Source organism: Microbacterium sp. AG790 (assembly GCF_003634765.1).
Taxonomy (GTDB): domain Bacteria; phylum Actinomycetota; class Actinomycetes; order Actinomycetales; family Microbacteriaceae; genus Microbacterium.
In genome coordinates, this window is sequence record NZ_RBWZ01000006.1 from 634442 (window position 1) to 646924 (window position 12483).

The following is a 12483-nucleotide window of genomic DNA, read 5'->3' on the forward strand; positions in this document are numbered from 1 at the left end:
GCTCAGCCCGTTGCCGCGGTGAGCAGTGCGTCGACGACGGCATCGGTGGCGTGCGGCGCGACGTGCAGGTTGAGGGCGGGCTCGACGAGTTCGACCTCCAGCAGCGCCAGCCCGTATGCGCGCGAGCGCACCGTGTCGACGCGGGCGTACAGGGGGAGCGGGCCGCCGGTGACCGTCTGCACGACCTGCACGACGGCGGTGGCGAAGGCGATCTCGTCGTCGTAGGCGGGCACCTGCTCGGGATGCTCCTCGTAGACGCCGCCGATGAGTCCGCCGCCCACCTCCAGCAGAGCGCCCTTGGAGATGGCGTGCGTGAAACGTCCGTCGATCAGGTAGAGCGCCTTCTCCCACCCGCGTGACAGTTCGGGCACCTCGGGCTGGATCATCGCGGTGCCGCCGGCCTCGATGATCCGTGTCGCCAGTTCGAGCGCTCGCTCGTCGTCGGCGTCGAAGAGGCCGGTGTCGCGCGCCCCCGCCGATACGGCTGGCTTGACGACGACCCGGGCGTGCGCGGCCAGCGCCGCGCGGACGTCGTCGACGCTCGTCGCGTACGCGGTCGGCACCACGCGGATGCCGGCGCCTTCGAGGTCGGCGAGGTAGTGCTTGTCGAGGTTCCAGCGCATCGTCGCCGGAGCGTTGACGACGCGGGTGGATGCCGCCGCGCGCTCGAGCCATGCCTGGAACTCGGCGGGGCGTTCGGGATAGTCCCACGGGGAGCGGATCGCGAGCAGGTCGAAGGCTGCGAGATCGAGGGTGTTGTCGTGCCAGACGACGGCCTCGGCCGCCGCGCCGCGAGCGCGGAGCGCGTCGAGGAGGACCGGCGTGTCGTGGTCGGGGTCTTCGTCGGAATAGAAGGCGGCGTCGGTGACGACGATGCCGATTCGCGGTGCAGGCGAGGTCACGAGAGACCACCCTACCGAGGGCGTTCTCCTTGACCGGGCCCCTGCCGGGCGGCAGGCTGGCAGGAAGAGTACGGAGGTGTTCATGGCAGCCACGGCCGTTCCCCTCTTCGAGAGCAGTACGCTCCCCGGCGTCGTCCTCGTCGAGCGCGTGCGCCGACTCGTCCTGCTGTCGGTGCTTCTCGCGTGCGGCTACGGCATGTTCGTGCGCGGTCAGAAGCAGTCGTGCATCGGGCAGACCTCGGGGCCGGCCGCGTGCACGGAACTCATCATGAGTCCGAGCCCTCTCGTCTTCGTCGCGGCCGCCGTCATCGTGCTCATCTCGCTGAAGCGTGTTGTTCATCACGCGGCATCCGACGACGATGCGCGGCGGATTCTCGGGTGCGCGGCCACGGGCGTCGTCGTGCTCTTCGTCGTCGCGACGGTCGTGTCGCTGACGTGGCTCGCCTTGGTTCCGGTGCCGGACCCCGCCGGGCCATACGCGATCGTCTTCCCGTTCCCTTTCGCTTCGGGTGAGTTCCGTGCGTCGCCGTAGCGGTCGGCGCGTCGTAGCCTGAACGGGTGCCCTCCGACTCCGCCGCTCCCGTCGTCGGGGCACGCGCCGAGCTGACCGCTCTGGCTCGCGATGGCCGGGACTGGACAGTGCCGCTGCGGCACCTACCCGCAGCCGTCTCGCCGCGCGCCGCCGCGGTGCTGATTCTGTTCGGCGTGCTCGATGACGTACCGAGCGCACACGCGGCGCAGGATGCCGCGGTCTCGCGCGACCTCGACGTGCTGCTGCTGGAGCGTGCGACCACGCTCCGCGCTCATCCGGGACAGGTTGCGTTTCCCGGAGGACGCCTCGACCCCGCGGATGCCGGGCCCATCGCGGCCGCGCTGCGCGAGGCCGAGGAAGAGACGGGGCTCGATCCTGCCGGTGTCGAGGTGCTGGGTGCGCTGCCGCCGGTGCCGCTCGAGTTCTCGGGGCACCTGGTGACTCCCGTGCTGGGGTGGTGGCGGCATCCGTCTCCCGTTCGCGTCGTCGACGACGCCGAGTCGGCCGCCGTGTTCCGCGCGCCGGTCGCCGACCTGCTCGATGCGCGCAACCGCGGGGTGACCGTCATCGACCGTGATGGACAGACGTGGCGCGGGCCGGCTTTCGAGGTGCAGGGCCACCTCGTCTGGGGCTTCACCGCGATGGTGCTCGACGCGCTGTTCGACCGGCTCGGCTGGACCGAGCCGTGGGACTTCGGAGCCGACACCCGGCGCATTCCGCTGCCGATCTAGGCTGCCGATTTAGGCGGGGCGCCCTGTGCCCGCGGCGGCGCGGGCCCGGATCGGGGGCGCGATCTGCGGTTTGCGTGACGTCGTGAGCGCCGTTTGTGACCCCGATCGGGTCGCCCGTCGCGCTCTTTGGCGGATCGGTGGCGCGATCTGCGGTTTGCGCGACGTCGTGAGCGCCGTTTGCGACCCCGAGTTTCGGTGGGGTTGCTGGGCGTTTCGCCAGCACGCCCGATGAACCTGCTCGGTCCGTGGAGTTGGCGCGGACCGGCGTGTGACGATCGGCGGGCACGATCGGAGAAGGAGCACATGGACGAACGTCGGCAGGCGCGCGACGCACTCTCGCGACGGAGCCTCCTGACCGCGGGCTTGGGTTCTGCAGCGGCGTTGGCGCTCGCGGCGTGCTCCGCGGTGGCGACGGGCGCTTCTCCGACGCACGACCACGCGACCTCGGCATCCCCTTCTGCGAACGACGCGCCGCTGATCATGCTCATCCGTCATGCGGAGAAACCAGCGGCATCCGGGGCGCCGTACGGTGTGGGGCCCGACGGCTCGCAGGATGCCGAGTCGCTCACCGTCGCCGGATGGCAGCGTGCCGGCGCGCTCGTGGGGCTGCTCGACCCGCGCACGTCGCAGGGCCCGGTGCCCGTGCGTGCGGGTCTCGGACGCCCGACGCGCCTCATCGCGGCCGATCCGGAGAAGGGGAGCAAACGCCCCGCGCAGACGGTGACCCCATTGGCCGCGCGGCTGGGGCTCACTCTGGAGACGACGTGGAAGAAGGACGACACGGCCGCGCTCGCTACGGCCCTGCGCACGACGACGGGGTGCACGCTCGTCGCGTGGGAGCACGAGCTGATCCCCGACATCCTGAGCCGTCTCGGATCGATCGACCCGTCACCGCCGGCCGCGTGGCCCGGGGATCGATTCGATCTTGTGTGGTGCCTCAGCCCCGCGGATGCCGGGGCGTGGCGGTTCACGCAGGTGCCGCAGCTGCTGCTCGCCGGGGACCTTCTCGCGACCGCGTGAGCGACAACGGCCGTCGCGGCGGCTGATAGGATCGTCGACGGAAGTGTGTCCGAGCGGCCTAAGGAGCATGGCTGGAATCCATGTAGGCGGGGTAACTCGCCTCGCAGGTTCAAATCCTGTCACTTCCGCTCAACCGAGAACCCCGTCCACGCGAAAGCCTGGGCGGGGTTCTCGCGTTACGGCGCTCCGTCGGGGCGACGCCGTTCCACCAGGATCGTGTCGCGCCACTGACCCGCCCACGGTCCGTAGGTCATGAGCGCGATGCGCTCCCGGTGACCGACGCGGCGGAAACCCGCCCGCTCGTGAAGGGCGAGGCTCGCGTGGTTGTCCGGGAAGATGCTCGACTGCACGGTCCACGCTCCGGCGGCATCCGTCGCCTCGACGAACGCGGCAAGCAGCGCCCGTCCCACGCCGCCGCCGCGAACCCGGGCGGCGACGTACACGGAGTGTTCGACGACGCCGCGGTACACCGCGCGGGTCGAGACGGCGGATGCCGCGGCCCATCCCGTGACGCCGCCGTCGGCGTCGACGGCGACCAACCGGCCGACGCCCAGCTTGCCGGCGTCGAAGGCGTCCCAGGTGGGCGGCTCAGCCTCGAAGCTGGCGTTGCCCGTGGCGAGTCCTTCGCGATAGATCGCCTCGACCTCCGGCCAGTCCTCGGGCCGCATCGGGCGGATGTCGACAGTGTTCACGGGCGGAGGGCGCTCGCGGCCTGGTCGAGGGCGTCGGTGACGACCCGGAAGTAGGCCCAGCGGCCGCGCTGCTCACGCGTGGCGAGTCCGGCATCCACGAGAAGCTTCATGTGGTGGGAGACGGTCGGCTGGGAGAGGCCGACCGGCTCGGTGAGGTCGCAGATGCAGGCTTCACCGCCCGGCGACGCCGCGATCAGCGACAGCAGGCGCACCCGCGTGGGGTCGCCGAGCGCCTTGAAGGTGCGGGCGAGGGTCTCTGCCTCCTCCGCCGTCAGCGCGTTCGCGGGCGCGGCTGAGCTGCACCCGTCGGCGGTGGTCGTCAGGAGGGGCAGCAGCGTCGGCATCCTTCGATTGTGCACCTCGTATTGACATCTGTCGATGCATGCCGGAATCTTTATCCATCGACAGGTGTCGATACGAAGGAGGAGTCCGGTGGATGACACGCTGCCCGTCGTCGTGATCGGCGCCGGACCCCAGGGTCTCGCCGCTGCCGCCCATCTCATCGAACGCGGGATGCCGGTCGTCGTGCTGGAGGCCGGTGCGACGCCCGCCGCCGCCGTGGCCGAGTGGGGCCATGTGCGGCTGTTCTCCGACTGGTCCGAGATCGTCGACGCGGCGGGTGCCCGGCTGCTGGAGACCACCGGGTGGACGGCGCCGTCGACCGGCTATCCGACCGGCGCACAGTGGATCGGTCGCTATCTCGCGCCCCTGGCCGACGTGCTCGGCGACCGTGTGCGCTGTGGCGCGCGCGTCATCGGCGTCTCCCGCTCGGGACGCGACCGCCTCGTCGATGCGGGTCGTGGCGACCAGCCCTTCACGGTGCACGTCCAGCCGAGCGAGGGCGGCGAGTATCGCCTCACGGCACGCGCCGTCATCGACGCCTCGGGCACGTGGGGTGCGCCCAACCCCGCCGGTGCGGACGGCCTGCCCGCCCTCGGCGAGCGCGCGGCGGCCGACCGGCTCACCTATCGCATCCCCGACTTCCGCGACCGCTCCGGTTTCGAGGGCCGACGCACCGTCGTCGTCGGCTCCGGACACTCCGCCATCACCGCCGTGCTGGCGCTGGCGCGAATGGCGCGCCGCGATCCGTCCACCACGGTGACCTGGGCGCTGCGGCGTGCGAGCGCGGGGAACGCCTTCGGAGGTGGCGAGGCGGACGAGCTGCCCGCGCGCGGAGCCCTCGGCATCCGTGCGAAGGAGTTCGTGGATGCCGGTCTCGTGTCGCTCGTGACGGGGTTCCGTGTCGAGCGCGTCGCGGCGGACGGTGACGGCGTCGTCCTCGTGGCAGAGGATGGCCGTCGCCTCGCTGCCGACCGGGTCGTCGTCCTCACCGGCTTCCGCCCCGACCTGTCGTTCCTGTCGGAGCTGCGCCTGGAGCTCGACTCCACCTTGCAGGCTCCCGTTCGCATCGCCGCCGAGGTGGATCCCAACGTGCACTCGTGCGGCTCGGTCGCCGCCACCGGCGCCGCCGACCTCGCCCACCCCGAACCGGGTTTCTTCATCGTCGGGGCGAAGTCGTACGGCCGCGCGCCGACGTTTCTCGCGCTCACCGGGTACGAGCAGGTGCGCAGCGTCGTGGCCGACGTGGCGGGCGACCACGAGGCCGCGCGGCGTGTCGAGCTGATCTTGCCCGATACTGGCGTGTGCGGCGGTGCCGGGCTCTTCGACGCCTCGGGCGTCTCGCTGGGCGGCGCCTGCTGCGCTCCGCCCCCTCAGCCCGTCTCGATCATCCCGACCGCATCCGCCCTTTCCTGACACCCGAACGAGGAATGCCATGACCGACTCCACCAAGCCCGCCGTTCTCTTCGTCTGCGTGCACAACGCCGGCCGCTCGCAGATGGCCGCGGGCTACCTCCGCGCGCTCGCGGGGGACCAGATCGATGTGTTCTCCGCCGGCAGTGAGCCGGGCAACGCGGTCAACCCGGCCGCCGTGGCCGTGATGGCCGAAGAAGGCATCGATCTGTCCTCGGCGACACCGCAGATTCTGACCACGGATGCCGTGCGCCAGGCCGACGTCGTCATCACGATGGGCTGCGGCGACGCCTGCCCCATCTTCCCCGGAAAGCGCTACGAGGACTGGCAGCTGACCGACCCGGCGGGCCAGCCCGTCGAGGTCGTCCGCGGGGTGCGTGACGACATCAAGGGGCGGGTGCAGGAACTCATCGCCAGCCTGAGCTGAGAAGCTGCGGCTCTCGAGGGGAGCGGGAACCGAGTCCCGACCGCCGGGAATGCACCGGTCATCGCCGTCGTTGGGCTGACGGGCGGTCCGCGCTCGCGTGTCACCCGCGTCATCGTGCGTCATCGTGACTCGCGAGTGCGCCGGCCGCGACGTAACGTCGACACCCTGCGAAGTTCCACCCGGCATCCGCCGAAACAGGAGATATCCCCCCTCATGAGTTCCACCCGCACCACCGCGCCCGCCGCGCGTCCGCCCCAGCCGAAGAAGCCCTTCTACCGCTCGTTCGGCTTCCAGATCACGCTCGCGCTGATCGCCGGCATCCTGCTCGGCATCCTCGCCCTGAATCTGGGTCCGGATGCCGCGGGCAATCCCAACGGCCTGGCCGCGACCCTGTCGACCATCGGCAACGCGTACGTCACGCTGCTGAAGGCCGCCGTCGTCCCGCTGATCTTCCTCGCGGTCGTGGCCAGCATCACGCAGCTGCGAAACGTCACCAACGCCGCCCGCCTGGCGGGTCAGACGCTGCTGTGGTTCGGGATCACGGCACTCATCGCGGTGACGATCGGCATCGTCCTGGGCATCACGATCCAGCCCGGCAACCGCGTCGCGCACGACCAGCTCACGACCGGCGCCCCCTACGCCGTCGGCACGTGGTGGAACTTCCTCAAAGGCCTGATCCCGCAGAACTTCCTCGGCCTCACCGTGTCGAGCTCGGCGAGGGAGTCGACCGGTGCGATCACCTCTACCGTCGGCTTCAACGTGCTGCAGGTCATCGTCATCTCGGTCGCCGTCGGCATCGCGGCGCTCAAGGTCGGCAAGCGCGCCGAGCCGTTCGTCGCGTTCACGCAGTCGTCGCTGAAGATCGTGCAGCGGGTGCTCTGGTGGATCATCCGCATCGCGCCCCTCGGCACGCTCGGCCTCATCGCCTCGGCGGTCGTGCAGTACGGCACCGACAAGCTGCTCACGCTCGTCTGGTTCGTCGTGGCCGTGTACGCAGGCCTCGTGCTGGTGCTCTTCGTCGTCTACCCGATCCTCGTCAAGAGCCACGGTCTGTCGATCAAGCAGTACTTCTCGGGCGTCTGGCCGGCCGTGCAGCTCGGCTTCGTCTCGCGCTCCTCGATCGGCACCCTGCCGCTGACGCAGCGTGTGACCGAGCGCAACCTCGGCGTGCCGCGCGAGTACGCGTCGTTCGCGGTGCCGCTGGGCGCGACGACGAAGATGGACGGCTGCGCCGCGATCTACCCGGCCATCGCCGCGATCTTCGTCGCCCAGTTCTTCGGCATCGAGCTGAACATCGTGTCGTACCTGCTGATCGCCCTCGTCTCGGTCGTGGGCTCGGCGGCCACGGCCGGCACCACCGGCGCCACGGTCATGCTCACGCTGACCCTCTCCACGCTCGGCCTGCCGCTGGAGGGCGTCGGGCTGCTGCTCGCGATCGACCCGATCCTCGACATGGGCCGCACCGCGGTCAACGTCGCAGGTCAGGCCCTGGTGCCGACGATCGTCGCCAAGCGCGAGGGCATCCTGAACCGCGAGCTGTACGACGCTCCGCGCGACGGCGAGCCGTTCGCCGACGACTCCGCCGACGACGCCGACGAGCAGGCCCCCGCGCTGTCGCGCAGCTGACGCCGGATCGCGGCGCGCCGGTTCAGACCGGCGCGCCGCGATCGGCGAATCCCGAGCCCGGCCGCACCACCAGCGACCACGGCAGCGCCAGCGTGCGCGCCCGCCGCGCCGCCGGCATCGCCGCGAGCATGGCGGATCGGATGCCGAGGGCGGCCCTCATCGCCGCGGCATCCGGGCCCCCGCTCGCGGCGCCCGCCGCGTAGTTCGCACGCTCGACGGCGGCCACGAGCCGCGACATCTCCTCCGCGGGCGCGCTGCCGGATGCCACGAGGAAGGCGCCGAAAGCACGCGGAGAGCGCGACGAGGGCACGGGAAGTCCCGCATCGATCGCGGTGTCCTGCACGAGTCGCCAGGCGGCGGCGACCGTTGCGCGCCGGCGCAGCATGAGCCGCCGGAGCGCCCCGGTCAGTCCCGGCAGTGCGGCGAGTACGACGACGCCGCCCAGGACGGTGAGGAGCGGACGCAGGTCGACCAGGGCGGGCCCGGATCCCGCGGCATCCGTCTGCGCCCCCTGCTGCGGGTCGTTCACGTCGGCCGTCGGGGCGGTCGTGGCCGCGGAGGTCGCCTCCGGACGGGGCGACGTCGTCGGCGCCGCGGTCGCGGTCGAGGCGGCGCTGTCGAAGCGCGTCTCGGTGCCGAGGCTCTTGGTCGGCTCGAACGGGACCCAGCCGATGCCGCGGAAGGAGACCTCAGGCCACGCGTGCAGCTGGCGACCCGTCACGTCGATGACGCGCTGACCGTCGATGACCTGGCCGGTGAACGAGCCGGGGAGGAACCCGACGACGATCCGGGTCGGCATGCCGAGGCTGCGTGCCATGAGGGCAAAGGCGCCCGCGAAGTGCACGCAATATCCGGTCTTGGCCTGGAGGAAGGCGGCCACGGCGTCGACGCCCTGCCCGTCGAAGCCCTCCTGCACGGGCGCGTCGAGCGAGTACGTGAACTCCGGACCGCGGAACCAGTCCTGCAGCGCGATGAGTTTGTCGTAGTCGGTGTCGGCCTGCGCGGTGACCTGACGGGCCAGCTGCGCGATGATCGGCGGGCTGCCGGCGGGGAGGGAGTCCACGTCGAGGCTCACACCCGCGCCTCCCGCCGACGACGCGCGGATCTGCTCGAGCGTCGGCTGGGCGATGTCGGAGACGACGGTGTACTCCTGGCCCTGCGTCGCCCCGGCCGCGCCGGCGACGGTGCGGTTGTACGGGGCGAACTGCCACGCGCCGGCCAATCCGTCGACCTCGGTGGCCGGGTACGGGACGGGCGCGTAGGCGGACGCGAGGTTCTTGATCGTGACCGTCGTGCGCGTCGGGGTGACCGCGATGTCCGGGGACACATCGACGGGCTCGAGTGGCGCCGCGCTCAGATCGACGGTGCTCGTGCGGTCGGGCTGCCAGACCGTGCCGTCGAACAGCGACAGCGTCGCCACGCGCAGGTACGGCACGCGGGTGCCGTCGGTACGCAGGGTGAGCACGGTCGCACCGTCCTGACGGCGCAGGTCCTTGCCGAGATCGAGTGACGGATCGATCATCGTGGAGGTGCCGAACCCCGCCGCGGGCACCGACGCCTGCAGCGTGGGGCCGACGGCGAGAGCGGCGATGATCGCGACGGCGCCGATCGCGGTGGCGACGACCGTCACCCCTGCGGCGTTGACCGTGCGCGAGGATGCGCCGGCGGTACGCGCCTCGCGGGTGCGGGTCTCGGCGCGGATGAGCAGCAGCACGGATGCCGCGAGCACCACGAACGCCACGATGTCGACCCCGGCCGGCACGGCGATGGCGGGGATGAGCCAGACGGCGACCAGGGCGATGCTGGCCAGAAGCGGCATCCGCGCCGTGACGACGACGTGATCGAGGGCGACGGTCAGAAGCCCGAGCGATGCGACGATGAGGAACACGAGCGGCTGCGTCGGCGTCAGGGGAGCGACACCGTCCGTGATGAGAGCGGATGCCGTGGTGATCATCCGGGGCAGCGCCTCCACGACGCCGCCGGTCGGGATCGCACCCAGAAGGGCGTTCGCCGGGAAGAAGACGGCGGTGACCGCCCCGGTCCACGCGGCGAGCTCGATGATCGTGACGACGATGACCGGCAGTCGCAGCCGGCGCAGCCCGTAGCCGAGCGCCAGCAGCGCGAACGGCAGGGCGATCGCGCCCCACAGCCACGAGCCGCTCTGCACGACGCGGGTGAGCGGAACGAGCGTGCTCAGGATGCCGAGCCACAGCGCCAGTGCGAGGCGCAGCTCTCCGCGGCGGCGCCGCTCACGAGGCGGCACGGTGCACGCTCCGGGGCTCGCGCGACGCCAGGGCGTCGCTCCAGGCGGCCGCGACGTCGCCGCCCGCGGTCAGCGCGCCGACGCGCCACCCGGTGTCGGCGGCGGCCGCCAGCACCTCCTGTGCCTCCGACACGAGGAGGAGGATCGGCATGGTGCTGTGGTGCGGCACGGGTGCGAGCGCGACGACATCCGCATACGCCAGGCCACCGGTCACGACGATGACGGGACCGGCCGCGATCCCGCTGAACAGCCGTGCGAGTGCGTCGAGGGGCAGATCGCGCCGCGCGGTGATGGTGGCGAGGGTGACGGCGAGATGCTCGACGCCCGCCGTGTCGCCGCCGTCGATCGGGTCGCACAGTACGGCGCCGTCGGCGTCGATGACGGTGACGAGGTAGCCTTCGCGGACCAGTCGCGCCGTCGCCGAGACGCAGGCGGAGACCGCCGTCTCGAAGGCGGGGTCCGCGCCGGCGGCGCGTCCGGCGGCGGGCGACCAGCGCGCCGCGCCGCGATCGAGCACGACCACGGCTTCCGGGGTGGTCTCCTGCTCCTCCTGACGCACCATCAGCTCGTCGCGGTGGGCGCTGGCGCGCCAGTGGATGCGTCGCATCGAGTCGCCGGGCGCGTACGTGCGCGGGATGAGGTTGTCGGCGCCCTGGCCCATCCGATCGGTCACGCTGCGGGTGCTCCCTCCGGCGTCGCCGGGGAGATCATGCAGTTCGTCGAGGTCGACGATCTCCGGCACGATCACCAGCGGCGAGGTGTCGCCGACCGTGCGACGGCGTCGCGTGAAGCCGAACGGATCGGTCGTCACGAGTGCCAGCGGCCCCACACGGCGAAGGCCACGGCGCTCGGCCCGCACGGCATAGTCCACCTCGACCCGCGACGGGCCCGCCATCGCCGACCCGGTCGCCGGCAGCACGCCGCCCGGCGCCGTGTCGACAGCGGATGCCGGGATCACGCCGTCGGGCACGGCGTCTCGCCACCGCGCCTCGCTGGAGGGCAGCGAGGCGCGGATCTCCACGGTGAGCCGTACTCGCACCTCGCTGCCGGTGGCGGCCACGTCGGGGGAGAAGGCGCGGGTCACCCGCGCCGAGCTCGGGAGCAGGTACAGGGTGGCGGCGCTGACGACCACGGCGGACGCCAACAGGGCGCCGACGTAGGCGAGCTCGGCGATGCCGAAGCGCTGGGCGAGCACGCCGCACACCCCCGCGAGTACCAGCGCGCCCACGCCGCGCAGCGTCAGCGGCAGACGGGACAGCAGGGGCCAGCGGGGCATCGCGTGCTCTCGATCAGCGGGTCGCGAGCGGCACGCGCACGGCGCCGACGATCGCGCGCAGCACGGTGCCTATCGTCTCGGCGCCGGAGCGGCCGCGAGCCGATGCGGTGCCGCGCGAGGCGATCAGTCGATGGGCGAAGACGGGCTCGACGAGCGCCGCCACGTCGTCCGGGATGACGAACTCTCGGCCGTCGAGCGCCGCACGCACCTTGGCGGCGCGGACGAGCTGCAGGGTGGCTCGGGGGCTCGCCCCGAGGCGCAGGTCGGGGTGCTCGCGTGTCGCCCGCGACAGCCCCACGGCGTATTCCTCGACGGCGGGGGAGACGTGCACTCTGCGTACCCAGGAGATGAGGGCCCGCACGTCGGCGGCGCCGAGCACGGGCCTGAGCGCGTCGAGCGGGTTGACGCGCTCGCGCTGACGCAGCATGAGGACTTCGCTCTCGGCATCCGGATAGCCCATCGAGATCCGCATCATGAAGCGGTCTCGCTGCGCCTCGGGCAGGGCGTAGGTGCCCTCCATCTCGAGCGGGTTCTGTGTCGCGACGACGAGGAACGGGTCGGCCAGCGCGTGGCTGGTGCCGTCGACGGTGACCTGATGCTCCTCCATCGCCTCCAGAAGCGCCGACTGCGTCTTGGGAGAGGCCCGATTGATCTCGTCGGCGATGACGATCTGCGCGAAGACGGCACCCGGCTTGAACTCGAACTCGCGATCGACCGGGTTGTAGACGCTCACCCCCGTCACATCGCCCGGGAGGAGGTCGGGCGTGAACTGGATGCGGCGCACGCTCGCGTCGACGGATGCCGCGAGCGCCCGCGCCAGCATCGTCTTGCCCACCCCGGGCACATCCTCGATGAGGAGGTGTCCTTCGGCGAGAAGGCAGACGAGCGCGGCGCGCACGGCATCCGGCTTGCCGTCGATGACGCGCGTGATCGAGGACTCGACGGCCTCGGCCGCGCGGGCGAACGATTCGGCGGTGAGCGGGTGGTCGGGCATGCGTCTCCCTGTCTCAGCGGCGGTGCTCGCTCGATGCTAACCCGACTGGCGAGGCAGGAGCCCGTCGTCGGGTAAACTCGCATACAGCTCTCCGCGAGGCGGCATCCAGGCCAACTCCCCCAGGACGGAAACGTAGCAAGGGTAACCAGGCTCTGCCGGGTTCGCGGAGAGTCTTTCTTTTGCCCGGGGACTTTCCGCGCGTGCGTCGGCGTGCGCCACCCGTCCGGATCGCTGCTTCCGTCCCGGCGGAAGGTTTTCTCCGGCAGAT

General features: G+C 71.6%; 12 protein-coding genes, 1 tRNA gene and 1 other RNA gene. 8 read left to right on the top strand and 6 right to left on the bottom strand.

All coding sequences use genetic code 11. From position 1 onward, the window contains the following. Positions 1 to 2: 2 nt before the first annotated feature. Complete coding sequence (locus tag DEU37_RS03555; protein ID WP_121189273.1) at positions 3 to 902, bottom strand: RimK family alpha-L-glutamate ligase; 900 nt, start codon at positions 900 to 902, stop codon at positions 3 to 5. Positions 903 to 984: 82 nt separating this feature from the next. Here DEU37_RS03555 and DEU37_RS03560 point away from each other — a divergent pair, with 82 nt between their 5' ends. From DEU37_RS03560 to DEU37_RS03575, 4 genes are all read left to right on the top strand, one after another. Further along, positions 985 to 1434, top strand: coding sequence for a cell division protein FtsK (locus DEU37_RS03560; protein ID WP_121189630.1), 450 nt, complete (start codon positions 985 to 987; stop codon positions 1432 to 1434). A gap of 26 nt (positions 1435 to 1460) precedes the next feature. Next, the gene (locus tag DEU37_RS03565; RefSeq protein WP_121189274.1) at positions 1461 to 2165 is read left to right on the top strand and encodes a CoA pyrophosphatase; all 705 of its coding nucleotides are present in this window, start codon (positions 1461 to 1463) and stop codon (positions 2163 to 2165) included. A gap of 303 nt (positions 2166 to 2468) precedes the next feature. Then, positions 2469 to 3185, top strand: a complete 717-nt coding sequence (locus DEU37_RS03570; protein WP_220699813.1) for a hypothetical protein — start codon at positions 2469 to 2471, stop codon at positions 3183 to 3185. A gap of 39 nt (positions 3186 to 3224) precedes the next feature. After that, positions 3225 to 3313: transfer RNA gene (locus tag DEU37_RS03575), tRNA-Ser, on the top strand. Between the two features lie 48 nt (positions 3314 to 3361). Here DEU37_RS03575 and DEU37_RS03580 read toward each other — a convergent pair. Both DEU37_RS03580 and DEU37_RS03585 read right to left on the bottom strand, forming a co-directional pair. Beyond that, positions 3362 to 3877 (bottom strand): GNAT family N-acetyltransferase, encoded by a 516-nt coding sequence (locus DEU37_RS03580; protein WP_121189275.1) that lies wholly within the window; start codon positions 3875 to 3877, stop codon positions 3362 to 3364. Next, entirely contained in the window at positions 3874 to 4221 is a 348-nt protein-coding gene (locus DEU37_RS03585; RefSeq protein ID WP_121189276.1) for a metalloregulator ArsR/SmtB family transcription factor, read from the bottom strand. Before DEU37_RS03585 ends, DEU37_RS03580 begins: the two co-directional genes overlap by 4 nt. An 88-nt stretch (positions 4222 to 4309) precedes the next feature. Between DEU37_RS03585 and DEU37_RS03590 the strand changes: the two genes are divergently transcribed. The 3 genes from DEU37_RS03590 (at position 4310) to DEU37_RS03600 (ending at position 7682) form a co-directional block, all read left to right on the top strand. After that, on the top strand, positions 4310 to 5632 hold the full coding sequence (locus DEU37_RS03590; protein ID WP_121189277.1) for an NAD(P)-binding domain-containing protein: 1323 nt from the start codon (positions 4310 to 4312) through the stop codon (positions 5630 to 5632). Positions 5633 to 5651: 19 nt separating this feature from the next. Continuing rightward, positions 5652 to 6056, top strand: coding sequence for an arsenate reductase ArsC (locus DEU37_RS03595; protein ID WP_121189278.1), 405 nt, complete (start codon positions 5652 to 5654; stop codon positions 6054 to 6056). Positions 6057 to 6269: 213 nt separating this feature from the next. After that, the gene (locus DEU37_RS03600) at positions 6270 to 7682 is read left to right on the top strand and encodes a dicarboxylate/amino acid:cation symporter (protein WP_121189279.1); all 1413 of its coding nucleotides are present in this window, start codon (positions 6270 to 6272) and stop codon (positions 7680 to 7682) included. 22 nt (positions 7683 to 7704) lie between these two features. Here the strand turns inward: DEU37_RS03600 and DEU37_RS03605 are convergent, their stop codons facing one another. Genes DEU37_RS03605 through DEU37_RS03615 form a run of 3 tightly spaced genes read right to left on the bottom strand, consistent with a single transcriptional unit; the run spans position 7705 to position 12215 of the window. After that, entirely contained in the window at positions 7705 to 9945 is a 2241-nt protein-coding gene (locus tag DEU37_RS03605; RefSeq protein WP_121189280.1) for a DUF3488 and transglutaminase-like domain-containing protein, read from the bottom strand. Further along, positions 9932 to 11221: a DUF58 domain-containing protein gene (locus tag DEU37_RS03610; protein ID WP_121189281.1), complete on the bottom strand. Its 1290-nt coding sequence runs from the start codon at positions 11219 to 11221 to the stop codon at positions 9932 to 9934. The genes DEU37_RS03605 and DEU37_RS03610 overlap by 14 nt, the downstream gene beginning before the upstream one ends. A 13-nt stretch (positions 11222 to 11234) precedes the next feature. Next, positions 11235 to 12215: a MoxR family ATPase gene (locus DEU37_RS03615; protein WP_121189282.1), complete on the bottom strand. Its 981-nt coding sequence runs from the start codon at positions 12213 to 12215 to the stop codon at positions 11235 to 11237. Positions 12216 to 12297: 82 nt separating this feature from the next. Here DEU37_RS03615 and ffs point away from each other — a divergent pair. Next, positions 12298 to 12394: signal recognition particle sRNA small type (gene ffs / locus DEU37_RS03620), an RNA gene on the top strand. Positions 12395 to 12483: the final 89 nt, after the last annotated feature.

What these genes read in the sequence shown, in the direction of transcription:
- DEU37_RS03560 (WP_121189630.1), top strand. Translation starts at nt 985, where the DNA reads ATGGCAGCCACGGCCGTTCCCCTCTTCGAGAGCAGTACGCTCCCCGGC.
- DEU37_RS03570 (WP_220699813.1), top strand. Translation starts at nt 2,469, where the DNA reads ATGGACGAACGTCGGCAGGCGCGCGACGCACTCTCGCGACGGAGCCTC.
- DEU37_RS03585 (WP_121189276.1), bottom strand. Translation starts at nt 4,221, where the DNA reads ATGCCGACGCTGCTGCCCCTCCTGACGACCACCGCCGACGGGTGCAGC.
- DEU37_RS03595 (WP_121189278.1), top strand. Translation starts at nt 5,652, where the DNA reads ATGACCGACTCCACCAAGCCCGCCGTTCTCTTCGTCTGCGTGCACAAC.
- DEU37_RS03600 (WP_121189279.1), top strand. Translation starts at nt 6,270, where the DNA reads ATGAGTTCCACCCGCACCACCGCGCCCGCCGCGCGTCCGCCCCAGCCG.
- DEU37_RS03610 (WP_121189281.1), bottom strand. Translation starts at nt 11,221, where the DNA reads ATGCCCCGCTGGCCCCTGCTGTCCCGTCTGCCGCTGACGCTGCGCGGC.
- DEU37_RS03615 (WP_121189282.1), bottom strand. Translation starts at nt 12,215, where the DNA reads ATGCCCGACCACCCGCTCACCGCCGAATCGTTCGCCCGCGCGGCCGAG.